This is a genomic window from Pseudomonas marginalis (genome assembly GCF_900105325.1).
Lineage (GTDB): Bacteria > Pseudomonadota > Gammaproteobacteria > Pseudomonadales > Pseudomonadaceae > Aquipseudomonas > Aquipseudomonas marginalis.
Map to the genome: position 1 here is coordinate 812,243 of NZ_FNSU01000003.1, position 17,039 is coordinate 829,281.

Here is a 17,039-nt window from a genome sequence, read left to right on the forward strand (position 1 = left end):
GGGGCATGGTGGGCTCAGGGCAGGGAATCAATAGCCTGTAACACCGCACAGGCAATGGTCTTCGTAATGGTTCGACGTTAAGCGTTATCGAGCATCGGGCTTAACCAGGTGGGTAGACTGTTCAGCATGGGCAAAATGGCCGTGAGCGCACCCTCGCGCAACGGCCCGCCCGGTGGATGGCCTGCCTGGCCGATCAGATCCATTATTTCCGACTCATAGGCACGCCGCAGTTGCTGGACGCTTGCCTGCATCGAGTCGCCCAGGCAATTGGCGTCCATGACCGCCAGCTTGAAGTGTCCGGTCATGTGTTCATGCAATTGAAGGTGACAGTCGATCAGTTGGGCCAGGCGTTGATCGGGTGCCAATCCGCGATTCTTGATGCCGTGCACCTGGGACAACAGGGTTTGATACAGCTCCATCAGCAGTTCGTAAAGCAGCGCCTCTTTGCTTTCCACATGGTGATAGATCGCCCCCGGGCTTATACCGACATGCGCGGCGAGTTCACGCATGCTGACCTGGTTGAAACTGCGCTCCTTGAATAACTCCGAGGCTTTGCGCTGGAAGTCTGATCGGTTCAGCACACGCCGTGCCTCGGATTGCGCACACGCCTGGCGCTCCGGCACACCGGCCACGCGTTCATGTCCCGGGCGCCTGCTGCCGGGCAATTTCCTGATTGCGCAGGATAAAGCGCTGCAACTTGCCGCTGGGGGTCTTGGGGAGTTGCTCGACGAACTCCACTTCCCGGGGATAGGCATGGGCAGCCAGGCGCTGCCGTACATGCAGGCGCAGTACTTCGGCCAGCTCGGCGCTGGGCTGGTACTGGCTGTCGAGCACGACAAAGGCTTTGATCAGCTCGGTGCGTTGCGGGTCAGGTTTGCCGATCACCGCCGCTTCGATCACCGCGGGGTGTTCGATCAGCGCGCTCTCGACGTCGAACGGCCCGACGCGGTAGCCGGACGTCGTGATCACATCATCATTGCGGCCGACGAAGCTGATACTGCCGTCGTCATTCAGCTCCACACTGTCGCCGCTCAGGTAATAGCGCCCCACAAAGGCCCGGGTGGGCATACCCAGGTAGCCATCGAACCAGCACAGGGGCGAGCGCTCGCGATCCACCGCCAGGACGCCCGGCTGACCCGCTGGCAATTCCCGATGCGCCTCGTCCAGCACGACGATGCGGTAGCCGGGCACCGCATAACCCGCCGAGCCCTCACGGACCGGGTGACGCAAACCATGGTGATTGCACAACACCATGCCGATTTCCGTCTGACCGTAATGATCGTGAATGGTCACGCCGAGCTGCTCGGCAAACCAGCGGATCACGTGTGGGTTGAGCGGCTCGCCGGCACTGCTGACGGCACGCAGGCGACCGCGCACGGCGTCGGCGAACGCTGCCCCCTCGGCGATCAGCAGGCGATAGGCCGTTGGGGAGCCGGCCAGATTGCTGATGGCGTACTTGGCAATGACTCGGCAGGTACTTTCCACCGTGAAAGGGCCGTTGTAGAACAGCGTGGCATGACCACAGGCCAGCGGGCCGGTCACCGCGTAATACAGGCCATAGGCCCAGCCGGGATCGGCCAGGTTCCAGAACCGGTCGTCCTGCTGCAGGCCAATGGAGTCGCGCATATAACCCTTGAAGGCGAGAATGGCGCGCAACGGCACTTCCAGAGGCTTGGCCGGCCCCGTGGTACCCGATGTGCACATCAGCAGGAATGGCGCGCTGGCGTCCAGCAGTACCGGTTCGCACTCGACGTCTTGGCCGTCCAGGATGCTCCAGAACGGGTAGTCGCCGGGGTTCTGCGGGCCCTCGCCGGTTACGATCACGCTTGGGCAGTTGCCGATCTCATCCAGCTTGGGACGGTTCTGCGCATCCGTCACGATCCAGCGCGCGTTGGAGCAGCCCAATCGTTGCTCGATCGCCTTGGGACCGAATGCGGTGAAGAGCGGTTGATAGACCGCGCCCACCCGCCAGGTCCCCAAGATGGCAATCAGCAGTTCAACCGTGCGCGGCATCAGGCCGGCAACGCGGTCGCCCGGTTTTACCCCTTGCTCGCGCAAAAAATGGCCGAAGCGGGCGGCGCTGGCCTGCAATTGGCTGAATGTGTATTGGGCGGCGCTGCCATCCTGCGCTTCGCAATACAACGCCACGGCGTCGTCGTGGGCGTGCCGGTCGCAGCATTCGACGCAGGCGTTCAGGGCAGTCAGGTCGCCTTGCAAAGCCAGTTCGGCGGTCTGCTGGTAATTGAAGGATGTGGCCACAGCTTGATAATCACGCATAACGACACCTGGTTCTTATTGTTGGGTTTGTACGGCCAATAGTTGCGCTGCTCACGACTCGGCCCGTGGCGCTAGCTGTCCATCATGTCGGCCGCTTGCTGGGTCGCCTGGCTGGTGCGGGTCGCCAGCTTGCGAACTTCATCGGCGACCACCGCGAACCCGCGTCCGGCTTCGCCAGCGCGGGCGGCTTCAATGGCGGCGTTCAAGGCCAACAGGTTAGTCTGGCTGGCGATGCCCTGGATGGTGGCGACAATGTGCGTCAGCTTGCGCAGGGTCTCCTGCATTACTCGGTGCTGGTGTTCCTGAGCCTCACGCATGCTGTTTTCTTCATGGTGGGCATGGATATCGGTGATGGCGCCCACCACTCTTTGCGGGGAACCGTCCTCTGCGCGTCGCGTTTGCCCACGGCCGCGAAACCAGCGGTAATTGCCACTGCTGTGCTTGAGCCGATAATCGACATCAAAGGGTGTTTTTCCGCTGCGGTCTTCGACGTGGGCGACAAACGCCGCGATTGCCCGTGCGCTGTCGTCTGGATGCAAGCGTGAGGTCCAGCTTTCCAATGTGTTGGGAAATTCCTCAACCGTGGTGTACCCCAGCAGTCGCCGCATTTGCGAAGACCACCAGATGGTGTTGTTCGGGTTCGCCGGATCACCCGCCACCACCTCTATGTCCCAGAGCCCGTCATGGAGCATTTCACGGGAAATCTCGAAGCGTGTGGCCGCCAGTTCGAGTGACTCTTCGTGCAGGCGCTGTTCATGAATGTCACGCAGGCTTCCGCCGATGGCGACCGGTACGCCTTGCGCATCCCGGCGCGCCACACCGCTGATCCTGCGCCAACGATAGTCACCGTCTGATGCAAGGGCCATGCGTACGTCCAGCGCAAAGGGCGTTCGCCCGCTGCGATCACTCAGGTGCCGGGCCAGCGCGTCGAGAAGGCGTTGCCGGTCCGTCGCGTGCAGGTGCTCGTTCCAGCGGCCAAGTTGATCAATACCTTGGGTCGGGATCGACGCGGACCCTGTCCACCTCATGGCCCACTCCGGTGCGGGTGCAGCAACACCTGCCGGTTGCAGTTCCCAAAACAGGTCACCTGCGCCTTGAGCGATAAGTGCCCAGCGCGCCTCCTGCTCCTGTAAAAGCGCGTCGCGGCGGGCCAGGTGCTCGGCCAGTTGGGTGGCTTCCAATGCCAGCGCGTGTGTCTGTGCTTTTAGGGCTCGCCGCTCTTGCAGCAATGTCTCTACGCCCGCCAGGATGCGACGCAATAACGGGTTGCTCGACGACAGCGGTGTACTCGCCTGGTCAGGCTCATCCAGTCTGTCGGCAAGCGGAGCCAATACCCAGCGGCTGGTTCGGCTGAAAAAGAGCATGGGGCACCTCTATCTCGGATCAAATGGGGTCAATCGCCATGGGCTGTGTGGGTATGCGGACAAGGGCCTGTTGGTCAAAGGCTGTCGCCCCTGGCAGCGCTTGCCAGGCCAGTGGGCCGGCGGCGATTTCCGGCGCGCTCAGCAGGCAGTGGTCGAGCTCGCGCTGTAACGCGTCGGTGTCGAGTCCCTGGCCGATAAACACCAACTCCTGCCGGCAGTCGCCGACCACGCTGTCCCATTTGGCCCTGATGCCCCGCAGCCGGTATTCGTCCCGGGGCCATTGCGACGGCTCGATGAAGTTCCACCAGCGCCCGACATAGTCCCACTGGAACCGCTTGCCGCTTTGCACCAGCAGGCCGGTTTCCAGGTGGCGGCTGGCGAGCCAGAAGTAACCTTTGCTGCGCAGCAACCGCCCGTTGCACCAGGGCTGCTGGAGAAAGTCGAGCAACCGTTGCGGGTGGAAAGGCGCGCGCTCACGGTACACCCAGGACGTCACGCCATAGGTGTCCGATTCGGACAACGGCGCGTCGGTCGCTTCCATTTTCCGCATCCAGCCCGGCGACGCCGCGAGGCTGGGTAAATCAAACAGATGGGTGCCGAGGAGGCTGGCTGATGGGATGTTACCGTGGGCCATCGGCATGATCCGCGCCGTCGGGTTAAGCCCTGTGAGGATCGCCTGCACGGCCTGGTACTGCGCGGCATCGATGAGGTCCAGCTTGTTGACGAGAATGACGTTGGCGTACTCCACCTGTTCGATCAGCAGATCGGCCAGGTGGCGCTTGGGTGCGTCTGGCGTGGCGTCGTCGCGATCAACGGTGTCCGGCGATTCGAGCAGTTCCTGGAAGCGACTGCCATCGACCACCGTCACCAAGGTGTCCAGGCGCGCCAGTTCGCTGAGGCCGAAGCCATCAGCGTCAAGGAAGGCGAACGTCTCCGCGACCGGCATCGGCTCGGAGATCCCCGTGGATTCAATCAGCAGGTAATCGAAACGCTGTTGGCGTGCGAGCATACTGATCTGCTCGAGCAAATCGGCGCGCAGGGTGCAGCAGATACAACCGTTGCTCATCTCGATCAACTCATCGCGACCACGGTGCAGCGCGACATCGCGCTGCACCTCTTCGGCATCGATATTGACTTCGCTCATGTCATTGACGATGACGGCCACGCGCAGGCCTTCGCGATTGCGCAGGATGTGGTTGAGCAGGGTGGTTTTGCCGGCGCCGAGGAAGCCCGAAAGGACCGTCACCGGCAGTCGGCTTGCCTGGGCGCCGTCTGTCATGGGTTCACCGCGTGCGCGCCGGCGGCCTTGTCCAGGTAGCTTTCGAACAGGTCGACCACCACAAAACCCTCATCGGCCGCATCCCCCCACAGGTCTTTCACGGAAAACTCGACGTGGTAGGTGGGTTGATGGGCGGCGCTTACATCGCCATGCCCAATCGCGTCGGGGAACGGCCATTTCTCTGACGTGCGGTGCAGGACCACGCCTTCCTTGCCGCGCACGTAGGCGGGCATGCGGATGTGCCCAGCCACATATTCGTCTCGCACCACCACCCGATCCCCCACCTCGAAGGGCGGCCGCCCCGTGATCGCCGGGCGGCCCTCGGCATGGGCGGGATTCGCCAGCTTGAAGTGGGAGCCCAAGGCCTGATCAAGCTCCGCCTGGGTGATCACGCCGGTTTCGACCAGCAGGGTGGCGGTCGCGATGACGTAGCGTTCGTAGTACTGGGTGCCGACATGCTGGCGCACATCCAGGCGTTCGACGGCGTGACGCACTTCGTCCACGCTGAACTTTTTCAAGTGGTCGGCACCGATGAACATCAAGCTGTAGGCCAGATGCTCCCAGTCCTGCTTGAACACCTGTTTGTAGCTCAGGCTGTTGATGGTGTGAGGGACTTTTCCAAAGCCTTGGAAACCGCCGAGATCGTGAAAGCCATCCATAATCAAAACTCCGGGAGTGAACGATGATGAGGTGTTGTTTTCAGCCCACGCGGGGCAGGGCGACGCCGATCAGCACGTCTTTGGTCACCAGCGCTTGAAGCTGCTCTTCGCTCATGTGTTCTGAGCCTTCCGGCCTGACCGGCAGCACCAGGTAGCGGCTTTCGGCGCTGGTATCCCAGACCTTGACCACCATGTCCCGGGGCAACTCCGTCCCCAGCTCGCGCAGTACCGTGCGCCCCTCCCGGACCAGGCGTGCGCGGAACTCGAAACCCTTGTACCACTCCGGCGGCAGGCCGAGGACCGGCCAGTTGGTGCAGGAGCACAGGCTGCAGACGATCACGTTCTTCAGCGTCGGCGTATCCTCCAGGGCGACGATGTATTCGCCCTGGGGGCCGGTGTAGCCGAACTGGGCGCAGGCCGCGGTGCCGTCCTTGAGCAACAGTGCCCGGAACTGCGGATCGACCCATGCCTTGGCCACCACACGGGCGCCGTTCTCGGGGCTCCAGCCGTGCTCCATCAATTGCGTGAGCTGCTCGACATAGCCCTCCGGGATGAGTTCCTTGCTCTTGAGGACTTGAAACAATGCCCAGGCTCTTTCGCCGGGCGTTGAAGTCGCTGTATTCATGGGGTCACTCCTATCAGTCAACACGGTGGTAAAGTCATTGGATTTCTTATTGTTCTACGGGCGCCGGCGGCGCCCGTAGACGGCTCAGAGCGTGCGCCAGTCCACGGATGCTTCAAACGCCGCCGCAGCCTGGTAAAGGGTGCCTTCGGCATAGTGTTTGGCGACCAGCATCAGCCCGACGGGCAGGCCGTCTACCCGCCCGCACGGAATCGACAGGGCGGGATGCCCGGTGATGTCCTGTGGCGCGGTGTTGCCGATCATTTCCAGCGCGCGCGCCACGTACTCAGTGATCGAGCAATCCGCCGGTGGGTGAGGTTGGGCAATGATCGGCGTGGTCGGCATCACCAGCAGGTCGTAGGTCTGCAGCGCCTTGTCATAGCCCTGCCGGGCGAAGCGCGCGAGGTTTTGCGCCTTGGCGTAATAACGTCCGTTGTAGTGGTTCAGCCCGTATTGGCCGACGAACATGCACAGCTTGAGCGACGCGGACAATTGGTCGGCCTGCTCGCGCCAGCCGACCTGTTTGTCCAGCAGGCCGACATCGTAGAGGCCTTTCCAGTTAAAGCCCGCGCCGTTGCCATGCATCATCTGCATGGTCAAGCCTTCGCAGCCGATGGGGTGCCACAACGAGCCCGCCAGGTTGTGCTCGGGAACGGACACCGCCTCGACCTGTGCGCCCAACGCCTCGAGACGGGCGATGGCGTCACGCACTTTCTCGGCGACGCGAGGGTCCTGGTTGGCCAGTGCGAAGCCCTCTTGCAACACACCGATTTTGAGCCCGCGCACGCCCCTCGACAGGTAGCTGTGATAGTCGTCGACTTGCGGCGCAGCCTGGCGCGGGTCAAGCCCATCCGCGCCGGCCATGGCTTGCAGCATCAGCGCGTTGTCGCGCACGTTGGCGGTAATGGGGCCGACATGATCGATCGTGGCTTCAATCGCCATGACCCCGGAGTAGGGCACCAGGCCGTGGGTCGGCTTCATGCCGTAGGTGCCGCAGAAGGACGACGGGATTCGGATGGACCCGCCTTGATCACCGCCAACGGCCATGTCCACCTCTCCGGCCGCGACCAACGCCGCACTGCCCGAGGAAGATCCACCGGCGGCGTAACCGTGACGATGGGGGTTGTGCACGGGGGCAGGGTCTGAGGTGTGACTGCCGCCGGACAAACAGTAATGCTCACAGGTGGCCTTGCCCAGGATCGTTGCCCCGGCATCCAGCAGGCGCGTGACCACGGTGGCGTCGAATGACGGTACGAAACCGGCCAGCGGCGCAGCGCCATTCATCAGCGGCACGCCTGCCAGGGCGATGTTGTCTTTCAGCGCGACGGTTTTTCCGGCCAGCAGGCCCTCCCGGGCCCCGTTCACTTCAGCCCGGTAGTACCAGGCGTTCAACGGGTTTTCCTTGTCCGAGGGCCGATAGCCCGAACTGCGTTCGTAGCGTACGGGCGGAACGAAATCAGGCAGCTCGTCGACCAGGTCGTAGGCATCGAAACTCGGTTGCATCAGGTCCAGGTACTGCGCAGCCTGCTCAGGTGTCAGCTGCATGTGCAACTGGGTGGCGAGGTCCTGCAGTTGATCAAGCGTGGGTCGAATAATGGCCATGATTTTCCTTGATTTCATCGATGATCGGCGGGAAGACTTGAGGCTGTTCAAACACTTCCAGCACTTTCGGGGTCGGATCGTTCCGGGTCGTAATGGAGAACAAATTAGGCCTCTTTTGCCACTGCGGCTTGGTTGAACAGGACACTCGCTTGGCTGAACAGGACAGCTCAGCCCGGTGCCACTTCATGGTCAGATGCCTGTCAAAAAGTGGCCCCGACCCCATGCGCTAGAGATGAGGGCCAAAAAATAATCGGGCCGAATGGGGCGGTGCCGGGTGTCAGCTTTGCGCGACACCTGCATCACGCAACATGCCGGTCTGCGGGTGGCAGTTGATGTACTCGAACAGCTGGCTCCTGGCGTCCGAGACCGACACTTCGTGGTACAGCCGCAACTTCACCAGGCCGGCCGCCACGCGGAAGAAGGTGACAAAGATGCGCAGGTGGGTGGGATGGGATTCCGCCCAGCGTTCCAGTTTCTCGACCGAGCGCCAGTGGCCGATGTTGTAGCTCATGTCGAGGAAGTTGCCGTCGAGGTCGATATTGCGCACGAATCGATTGCTGTAGCAGCCCAGGGGGGCTCCGTTATCGCGCAGGAAATCCATGCCGTCCTGCAATGTCGGCAAGATTTCGTCGAGGTACAGTGAACGCTCGTCAGCCTCGGCGTCAGCCCAATCCTGGCCGGAGCGAATCAGCGCGATGTTGTCATGGCCCATGACGATGACACGGCCACCTTTGGCCGGGTCTCCCTGCACCACCTTCAGTTCGCCCGTGGGGCTCATCCAGTCGGTCTGGGACGCCGGGAAACGATCGCGCATCGAGCCCCAGTAACCGTGCTCTTCGATCTCGCCGCTGGTGGTGTCCATGATCGCGCCCACCCCCGGCAACTGCGTCTGGAACGCATAGAGGGTTTCGAACTGCTCGGCACGCGGCGCGGTGATTTCGCGAAAATAACCCAGGCCGTCGTTCAGGCGATCCGGCGATGCCCACCAGTCATTGACGGGCGGTGATCGCAACCAGCGGCAATAGGCCGCCGCATCCTTCCAGTAGCCGACGATCATCAGGTTGTCGTAGCCACTGTTGTCCGTGTGATGGGTCAAGTCGTGGGTCTGCGGGCCGTCGGGCAGGCTGAAGCTGCCGACGATGTCGCGCATGGCCTTAAGGGCACGCTCACGCTGCGCCTCACCGCGAAACTGCACGCCCAGGTAAGCCATCGCTACCTGCTTCAATTGTTCGCCAGCGCGGCCGACCCACATAGGGAAGGGCGGCTGGTAGTCCTCGGGCACCCGGCGGGACAACGTCCGTGGGCATCTAAGGTGTTTGTCGATCGCAGATTCCATGGGCGGCTCCTTGTTTTTTTCAGGTTCAGGCGTAGCGGGCTGGACAGGCTGTGAGGTCATAGTCAGGCAGGTACGAACCGCCTCGCTTTGTTCGCCAGGACAACCGTTTGGTTGGAAAAGACAGATGCCCGATGCCAGGGCTCAGGAGCGATATAAGGGGGCTGGGCGTGGTCTGAATTTTGCTTTCCAAGATCGACCGGCAGCGTGTCGCTGCTTCAAGTCGTTGCATTAAGGTGAGTGCCATGGCTCAGAACAATCACTATTCCACCCTTGCCGTTTCGCAACCGCGTCGCTTCGATTACTGGAAAGAAGTGGTGTGTCGCCATTGTCTTATGGCTGACAGCAAACCCTCGACCCAGAGCGATTTCAACGGAACGCTCCAGGTCTCCGGCGTAGGGGCGTTGGATGTCTCCAGGCTGTCGTCCCCGCTGCACCATTGGGTCCGTTCCGAGCGGCATTTACGCAGTGGCCCCGCAGACGACCTATGGCTGGGCTTCACCCTCAATGGGTATGGCGAACTTGAGCAAGAGGGGCGCAAGGCCACACTGGGTGCGGGTAATTTGTTCCTTTATGACGCAACCCGGCCGTTCCGATTCAGCCTGGGGGGGAGCGAAAACCACTTGATGCGCATCCCTCGACAGTTGCTGACTGAGCGGTTGCCGCGTGTGGCGGAATGCACCGCAATGGTGCTGGATGACCGCCGCCCTGGCGTGGTGCCGCTGCGCGAGATGCTGCGCCAGATGGCGAACACTCCCGTGCTTCTGGAGGATGGAGGCATTTGCAATCGTTACTCCAACACGATAATCGACCTGCTCGTGATCAGCCTGGAACTCCAGGACCTGAAGACGACCCATCAGGAGCTGGATCTTTATGCGCGGATAATGACCTACATCCAGCACCACCTGAGCGAGCGAGAACTGTCGATCGAACTGATCGCCCAAGCCCACCACGTGTCCACCCGCACGGTGACCCGTGCATTCGCCCGTCATCAGAAAAGCCCGGTCGCGGAGATCTGGAAAGAACGGCTGAATGCCAGTCGCGCGGCTATCGAGTGCGGCCAGGTGCGCAGCGTTTCCCAAGCCGCACTGGACTTCGGTTTTTCCGATTTCTCCCACTTCAGTCATGCTTTTCGCAAGGCGTTTGGGGTTGCGCCGCACACGCTCTTGACGCGCAACTGACGGGGCCCCAAAAAAAGGCGGGGGTTATTAGCGTCCTGCTCGATAAAATTGACGAGATAAAAGGGTTAAGTTGCTAGCGATCCCCCTGCCCACCTCACGGACTTGCCCCCCGTAGATACCGTCTTATCCAACCCCCATCAAGGCCCCCCGTAGCAGCTGCCGAGCGCAAGCGAGGCTGCGTCGGGCGCGCTGCCGATTCAAGCCCGAGTCGCGGCCGACGCCGCCTCGCCAGGGCTCGGCAGCTACGGATTGACAGGCGTCAGGGTGCTCCCACCTCAGGAATGCTCGATCACCATCACCGCCGTGGTGTCCGCCTCAAGTGCCTCGAACACATGCGGCACATTCGCCAGGTAGCTGATGTAGTCGCCGGCGTTGAGCAACACCGGGCCACTCGCCGGGCCGATACGTGCACTGCCACTGCACAGCACCACATGCTCTACGGTGCCCTGCGGGTGAGGCTGAGACAAACGAACTTCGCCGGGCTGCACCTTGAGTCGGTAGATGTCGCGCTGTACGCCGGCCGGGCAATCGGCAAGCAGGGTCGCTGCGTAATGGGCCGTCTCGGCATAGGCGGTCATGCCCTCGTTGGCGCGAATCACCCGCAGGGCCTGCCGGGGTTGTTCGAAGAACCGGGTGACTTGCAAGCCCATGGCCATCGCCAGCGACCACAAGGTTTCGATGCTGGGGTTACCGATACCCGACTCCAATTGAGACAAGGTCGACTTCGCTACCCCGGCGCGCTTCGCCAGCTCGGTCAAGGAAAGCCCGGCGGCCAGGCGCTCGCGCTTGATTGACAGCGCCAGCAGATCGATTCGACTCAGATTATTTTCCGGCAGATTGTTCGTTATATCGGTCATTTGTTTTATAAACCATCCTTAAATGGGTTGACGCTCTTGGGCACCATGTTCAGTATATCGGCCATACGTTCATTATAAAGTTGTATTTGCCAGCCTATTTCCCCGCGAACGGTGGCTTGGGCCATGGCGATGTCGATAGCAAGGAAGCCGTGAGTGATGAAGTCGCAAACCCGTGGGACGCTCGAAATGATCTCGGCCATGGTCATCTCCGGCACAGTCGGCTGGTTCGTCGTCATGTCGGGGCAGAGCCCGGAGGCGGTGGTGTTCTGGCGTTGCCTGTTCGGCGCCCTGGCGATGCTGGTCGCGTGCCTGGCGCTTGGGGTGCTGCGTCGCTCCCGGATCACTGCCCGGCAATTCCTTCTGGTGTACCTGGGCGGGGTGGCGCTGGTCCTCAACTGGGTGCTGCTGTTCGGTGCCTACACCCATTCCTCTATTGCCATTGCCACGGTGGTCTACCACGTTCAGCCGTTCATGCTGGTCGGCCTGGGTGTGCTGTTTTTTGCCGAACGCCTCAGCATCGCCAAGGTCGGCTGGCTGCTGTTGGCCTTCGCCGGGCTGATGCTGATCGTGTCCGCCAAGGGCCGTGGGCAGGCCACCGGTGCCGACTACGTGCTGGGCGTCTGCCTGGCCCTGGCTTCAGCCTTCTTCTATGCCGTGGCGGCGGCGATCACCAAGCGTCTCAAGGATTTGCCCGCGCACCTGATCGTGCTGATCCAGATGGTGGTCGGCGTGCTGGTGCTGGCACCGTTCGTGGACTTCACTGGGGGCGAAACGCTCAAGGGCGCCTGGACTTACCTGATCATTATCGGCGTGGTCCATACCGGGCTGATGTCGACCCTGCTGTACAGCGCCATCCAGAAAATCCCCACGGCGCTGGTCGGGGCGCTGTCGTTCATCTATCCGATTGTTGCCATCCTGGTCGACTGGGTAGCCTTCGCCCATCCCCTCAGCACCCTGCAGGTGATGGGCGCAGGCGCGATCCTGCTGGCGGCGGCGGGCATGAATTTTGGCTGGTCGCTGGGCCGCGCGGGGCGTCAGGACGTGATGTAAGGTCGGGCGCCCAACCGCCATCGAGTCAAAAGACGTCACGCCAACCACTGGCGACGACGCGCCTGGGAAGAACATCGATGAATGCGCGTGGTTCTGGCGTCACGGCCTGTCATAATCCGGGGCGCGCCTGGATCCGGGAGCGAGTGGCGCAGTGAACTGCCCATCTCCATGGCTTTCGGCCGTCCGGCCTGATTTCACCCCCCTCAAGGAGTCCGTGCCATTCATGGTGCTGTTCAATCGATTGAGCGCGTTTTCGACCCAGGCGCGCAGGGCACTGGGACTGGTGTGGGAAACCTCGCGGCCACTGTTCACGGGGCTGTTGCTGGCGACGATTGTCGCCGGACTGCTGCCTGCACTGGCCGCCTGGATTGGACAGCGCATCGTTGATGGCGTGGTCCACGCCATGCAGGTTCATGCGGCCGGCAGCCAGGCCCCCGTGTGGCCGGTGATGCGCTACGTGCTGGCCGAGGCCGGGGTGCTGGCTTTGTTGGCGGCGGCGCAACGGGCGCTGTCGATGCAGCAGTCGCTGTTGCGGGTGAAACTGGGCGTGAAGGTCAACCTGATGGTCCTGGAGAAAGCCCAGACCCTTTCGCTGCTGCAATTTGAAGACGCCGAGTTCTACGACAAGCTGGTGCGCGTGCGCCAGGGGGCTTCGACGCGCCCGCTGAGCCTGGTGACCAAAGGACTGGGGTTGGTGCAGAACCTCATTTCGCTGGTCAGCTTTGCAGTCCTGCTGGTGCACTTTTCGCCGTGGGCCCTGTTGATTCTGGTGGTCGGTGCGTTGCCGGTGTTCTTCGCCGAGACGCATTTCTCCGGCAATGCGTTCCGCCTGTTCCACCGGCGTGCACCGGAGACGCGCCGGCAGAACTACCTGGAATCGTTGCTCTCCCACGAGTCCCATGCCAAGGAGGTCAAGCTGTTTGGCCTGGCACCGCTGTTCCTCCAGCGCTATCGCGACAACGCCCAGCGTTTGTATACCGAGGACCGCCAATTGACGTTGCGCCGCGATGCCTGGGGCTTCGCATTGGGCCTGCTGGGCACCGCAGCGTTTTACCTGGCCTACGCCTGGGTGGTACTCGACACCGTGCGTGGCCAGACGAGCCTGGGCCAGATGACCATGTACATCGTGCTGTTCAAGCAGGGGCAGGCCGCAATCACCGCCAGCCTCAGCGCCATTGCCGGGCTGTACGACGACAGCCTGTTCCTCTCGGACCTGTATGAATACCTTGAAACCCCCGTGATCACGCCACATGGCCGGCTCACCCAGGGTGCGCGCCCTGGCGATGGCCTGCGCTGCGAGCAGGTGGGGTTCACCTACCCAGGCGCCGGATCCGCCGCGCTGCGCAATATCAGCCTGCACCTGGCACCGGGGAAAAGCCTGGCCCTGGTGGGTGAAAATGGTTCCGGCAAGACCAGCCTGATCAAACTGCTGACCCGTCTGTATACCCCGGATGAAGGCCGCATCCTGCTGGATGGCAGCGACCTGCAGGAGTGGGACGAACACACCCTGCGCCAGCGCATCGGCGTTATTTTCCAGGACTACATTCGCTACCAGATGAGTGTCGGCGAAAACCTCGGCGTGGGGGACGTCGAGGCCCTGGACGACCAGGCACGCTGGCGCAGCGCTGCCACTCAAGGCGTGGCGGCGGAATTTATCGAGCGCTTGAGCCATACCTATTCAACCCAGCTGGGACGCTGGTTTGGAGGCCAGGAACTGTCCGGGGGGCAGTGGCAGAAAGTGGCCTTGTCGCGGGCGTACATGCGTCAGGATGCCGATCTGCTGATCCTCGATGAACCCACTGCCGCGCTGGATGCCGGGGCTGAAGCGGCGGTGTTCGAGCACTTCCGTGAGCATGCCAGGGGCCGCATGACCCTGCTGATTTCCCACCGTTTTTCCAGTGTGCGCAGTGCGGATCACATTATTGTGTTGGAACGCGGGCAGATTCTGGAGGAGGGCAGCCATAACCAGCTGATGGCTGCGGGTGGACGTTATGCCGAGCTGTTCGACGTTCAGGCGCGGGGCTATCGCTAGAAGACCCACCGCCGCGTATCTGCCGATCCCTCCAAATGACCTGTACAGATCGCTATTTGGCAGGGCTGGATTTGAATACGCCGCTGAGGACAAACGCATAGCGTTCCGGACGGATAAAGAAGGTGGTGCGGTCGCAGCAACGGCCGTCGGCAAAGTAAGAGCTGCGTTCCATCACCAGCAATGCGGCACCGCGTTTGACGTGCAGGGCACTGGCCAGGCTTGCATCGGCTGCTTGCGCACGGATGGCCAGGTCGGCACGGGTGACGGCCTGGCCGGTGATCGACTCCAGGATCGAGTAGATCGGTTGATGCTCGACGTCCGTCCAGACCACGCCGGCCAACTCGGCCGGTAGATGGCTGCGGCCCAGGGCGATAGGTTCGTCATCCACGAAATGCAGGCGCTCCAGCAGCAGGCAATCGTGGGCGCCTTCAAACAACTCCTTCAAGGCTTCCGGAACGGGCTGCAGCGTGTGGCTGATCACCTGCATGCTCGGTTTGAGCCCTTGCAATAACAAGGCTTCATGGAAACTGCGCAACGCATCCAGGCCATGCCGAACCTGCTTCGCGGCGACGAACGTGCCCTTGCCTTGCTTGCGCTCCACCACGCCGTCGTCGCTGAGCTTGCCCACTGCCAGGCGCACCGTGACGCGACTCACGCCAAAGCGTTCGCCCAGTTCGGCTTCTGACGGCAGTTTGCCGGTGGGTTCGAAATCGCCGCGCTGAATCTCTTCCAGCAAACGATGGGCGATCTGTTCGTAGAGCGAGGTGGTGCTGTCGCGCAGAATGGACGTGGACACGGTCGGCTTCCAGGGGCCTCGGAGTGGGGCGTTGCGCCTTCACTTCTAAGGTTATAAAAATAGGTTATTGGGACAACTTGTATTAATACGTATTATGTCAGGCATTCCCATTGTAAACGACCTGACGATACTTGCCATGCCCGACTCCTTGCCTTACGCACCAACGCAAGCCGACGCCCTGACGGTCGATCACATCAGTTTCAGCTACCCCAACGGCCATCGGGTGTTCAACGCGTTCAGCCTGAACGCCAAACCGGGCGAATTCGTCGCGATCCTCGGGCCGTCCGGCTGCGGGAAAACCACGCTGCTGAATCTGTTGTCGGGCTTTCAGCAACCCCAGAGCGGCCGGATCAGCATCAACCAGACCGCCGTGCGCCCTGAGCGCTCGGAGTTGGGGTATGTGTTTCAGGCGCCGCAGCTGTTCCCCTGGTTGAGCGCGCTGGAAAACGTGCGTTTCGGCCTGCGAATGACGGCGCAGCTCAGCGAGGCGCAACAGCGTGCCCAGGCGTTGCAGTATTTGCGCCTGGTCGGCCTGGAGAACGCGGCACAGCGCTTGCCCCATCAGTTGTCGGGCGGCATGCAGCAGCGCGTCTCCCTGGCCAGGACCTTGGCATTGGAGCCCAGCGTATTGCTGATGGACGAACCCTTCGCCGCGCTGGACGCCATCAGCCGCAACAGCATGAATGAAGAGACGCTGCGGATCTGGGCCGAGCTGGGTCAGACGGTGCTGTTCATTACCCACGACATCGACGAAGCGGTGTTCCTGGCCGACCGGGTCATCGTGCTCAACATCGCCCCCGGCGGTATCCATAGCGAACTGGATATTCATTTGCCGCGCCCGCGTTCCAACCTGAAAACCCGTCGCCTGCCGGCCTTTCTCGATTACCGCAATGAGCTGATGGAGCGCATTTCCCAGGTCATGGGCGCGGCCGAAGCCATCGCTAACCCCACCCGCCAACCCGAGTTAACCCCATGATCAAACGTTCGCTGCTTGCTCTTTCCTTGTCTGTTGCCGCCTTGGCAAGCAGCACAGGTGCCGTGGCCGCTGAAGAGAAACCCCTGCGTGTGGGGTATGTGTTCGCCATGGCCAACGCCCCGGCGCTGATCGCCGACAAGCAGGGTTACTACCGCGAGGAAGGCTTGAATGTTGACCTCAAGGCCTTGGGCGATGGCCCGGTGATCCAGCAGGCGCTGGCCGCCAATGAGCTGGACGTGGCCTATGTGGGCACGCCGCCGGTGTACCAATGGTTTTCCCGAGGTTTGCAAAGCCGGATTCTGGCCAAGGTCAATTACGGCCAGGCGGCGGTGATTGTCGATGCAAAAAGCCCGATCAACAGCCTGGAGCAGCTCAAGGGCAAAAAGCTCGCCGGGGTCAAGAAGGGCAGTGGCATGGACGTGCTGTTGCGCGGCTATGTGCTGAAAGAAAAAGCCGGGCTCAACCCGGACAAGGACCTGGACATCATCGACATGCCACCCGGCAACATGAACGCGGCGCTGGAGCGCGGCATCGTCGACGCGGCGTTTTCCTGGGAACCCTTTGTCAGCCAATCGTTGCTGCGCGGGTCGAGCCGGATTCTGCTCGACGTCAACCAGGCACTGCCGAACTACCCGTGGTATGTGGTGATCGCGCTGCCCAAAACCTTGCAGGAACGACCGGACGACGTGGTCAAGCTGCTGCGTGCGCACCGCAAGGCCATCGCGTTCCTCAACGAGCATCCCGACGAGTCGAATCGCATCATCGCCGAGGCGTTCAAGCTTGAAGCGGTTCAGGGTCCTGACGGCAAGACCATTGCCCCGGAGGCCATCGTCGCCCAGGCGCGCACGCGATTGGGCTGGTCGGCGGACTTGCAGCCTGCGGATATCCAATTCATCCAGCGCCTGATGAATTACTCCCACGACCTGGGCTTTATCGACACCACGCTCAAGACCGAGCAGATCGTGGATACCGCCTACCTGGAAAAAGCCTCGCGCTGAGTCTGAGCCTGTC

13 protein-coding genes and 3 pseudogenes are annotated in these 17,039 nt (G+C 62.0%); 5 read left to right on the forward strand and 11 right to left on the reverse strand.

From position 1 onward, the window contains the following. Positions 1-14: 14 nt before the first annotated feature. From BLW22_RS12845 to oxdA, 9 genes and pseudogenes are all read right to left on the reverse strand, one after another. Positions 15-578: pseudogene (locus tag BLW22_RS12845) on the reverse strand (TetR/AcrR family transcriptional regulator). A gap of 58 nt (positions 579-636) precedes the next feature. After that, complete coding sequence (locus BLW22_RS12850; protein WP_065927707.1) at positions 637-2,277, reverse strand: AMP-binding protein; 1,641 nt, start codon at positions 2,275-2,277, stop codon at positions 637-639. A gap of 95 nt (positions 2,278-2,372) precedes the next feature. Next, positions 2,373-2,642, reverse strand: a pseudogene (locus BLW22_RS35960) (methyl-accepting chemotaxis protein); the annotation flags it as partial. After that, positions 2,643-3,641, reverse strand: a pseudogene (locus BLW22_RS35695) (PAS domain-containing protein); the annotation flags it as partial. Between the two features lie 19 nt (positions 3,642-3,660). Further along, positions 3,661-4,920: a GTP-binding protein gene (locus BLW22_RS12860; protein WP_074846642.1), complete on the reverse strand. Its 1,260-nt coding sequence runs from the start codon at positions 4,918-4,920 to the stop codon at positions 3,661-3,663. Further along, entirely contained in the window at positions 4,917-5,579 is a 663-nt protein-coding gene (gene nthB / locus BLW22_RS12865; RefSeq protein WP_074846644.1) for a nitrile hydratase subunit beta, read from the reverse strand. The genes BLW22_RS12860 and nthB overlap by 4 nt, the downstream gene beginning before the upstream one ends. Positions 5,580-5,619: 40 nt before the next feature. Continuing rightward, the gene (gene nthA / locus BLW22_RS12870; protein WP_074846646.1) at positions 5,620-6,204 is read right to left on the reverse strand and encodes a nitrile hydratase subunit alpha; all 585 of its coding nucleotides are present in this window, start codon (positions 6,202-6,204) and stop codon (positions 5,620-5,622) included. Positions 6,205-6,288: 84 nt separating this feature from the next. Continuing rightward, positions 6,289-7,803 carry an amidase gene (locus BLW22_RS12875; protein ID WP_074846648.1) on the reverse strand — a complete coding sequence of 505 codons (1,515 nt, stop codon included), beginning with the start codon at positions 7,801-7,803 and terminating at the stop codon, positions 6,289-6,291. A 277-nt stretch (positions 7,804-8,080) separates the two neighbouring features. Continuing rightward, a complete protein-coding gene (oxdA, locus tag BLW22_RS12880; protein ID WP_074846650.1) occupies positions 8,081-9,139 on the reverse strand; it encodes an aliphatic aldoxime dehydratase in 1,059 nt (352 codons plus the stop codon). Positions 9,140-9,381: 242 nt separating this feature from the next. Between oxdA and BLW22_RS12885 the strand changes: the two genes are divergently transcribed. After that, positions 9,382-10,317 (forward strand): AraC-like ligand-binding domain-containing protein, encoded by a 936-nt coding sequence (locus BLW22_RS12885; RefSeq protein WP_065927700.1) that lies wholly within the window; start codon positions 9,382-9,384, stop codon positions 10,315-10,317. A 275-nt stretch (positions 10,318-10,592) separates the two neighbouring features. Here BLW22_RS12885 and BLW22_RS12890 read toward each other — a convergent pair whose 3' ends face one another. Further along, a complete protein-coding gene (locus tag BLW22_RS12890) occupies positions 10,593-11,174 on the reverse strand; it encodes a helix-turn-helix domain-containing protein (protein ID WP_074846652.1) in 582 nt (193 codons plus the stop codon). A 156-nt stretch (positions 11,175-11,330) separates the two neighbouring features. Between BLW22_RS12890 and BLW22_RS12895 the strand changes: the two genes are divergently transcribed. Then, positions 11,331-12,224: a DMT family transporter gene (locus tag BLW22_RS12895; protein ID WP_074846653.1), complete on the forward strand. Its 894-nt coding sequence runs from the start codon at positions 11,331-11,333 to the stop codon at positions 12,222-12,224. A gap of 223 nt (positions 12,225-12,447) precedes the next feature. Next, positions 12,448-14,256, forward strand: a complete 1,809-nt coding sequence (locus tag BLW22_RS12900) for an ABC transporter ATP-binding protein (protein ID WP_065948708.1) — start codon at positions 12,448-12,450, stop codon at positions 14,254-14,256. Between the two features lie 52 nt (positions 14,257-14,308). Here the strand turns inward: BLW22_RS12900 and BLW22_RS12905 are convergent, their stop codons facing one another. After that, complete coding sequence (locus tag BLW22_RS12905; protein WP_065927695.1) at positions 14,309-15,052, reverse strand: GntR family transcriptional regulator; 744 nt, start codon at positions 15,050-15,052, stop codon at positions 14,309-14,311. Positions 15,053-15,188: 136 nt separating this feature from the next. Here BLW22_RS12905 and BLW22_RS12910 point away from each other — a divergent pair, with 136 nt between their 5' ends. Both BLW22_RS12910 and BLW22_RS12915 read left to right on the forward strand, forming a co-directional pair. Next, complete coding sequence (locus BLW22_RS12910; RefSeq protein ID WP_065927694.1) at positions 15,189-16,028, forward strand: ABC transporter ATP-binding protein; 840 nt, start codon at positions 15,189-15,191, stop codon at positions 16,026-16,028. Continuing rightward, positions 16,025-17,026 (forward strand): ABC transporter substrate-binding protein, encoded by a 1,002-nt coding sequence (locus BLW22_RS12915; protein WP_065927693.1) that lies wholly within the window; start codon positions 16,025-16,027, stop codon positions 17,024-17,026. The genes BLW22_RS12910 and BLW22_RS12915 overlap by 4 nt, the downstream gene beginning before the upstream one ends. Positions 17,027-17,039 lie beyond the last annotated feature (13 nt).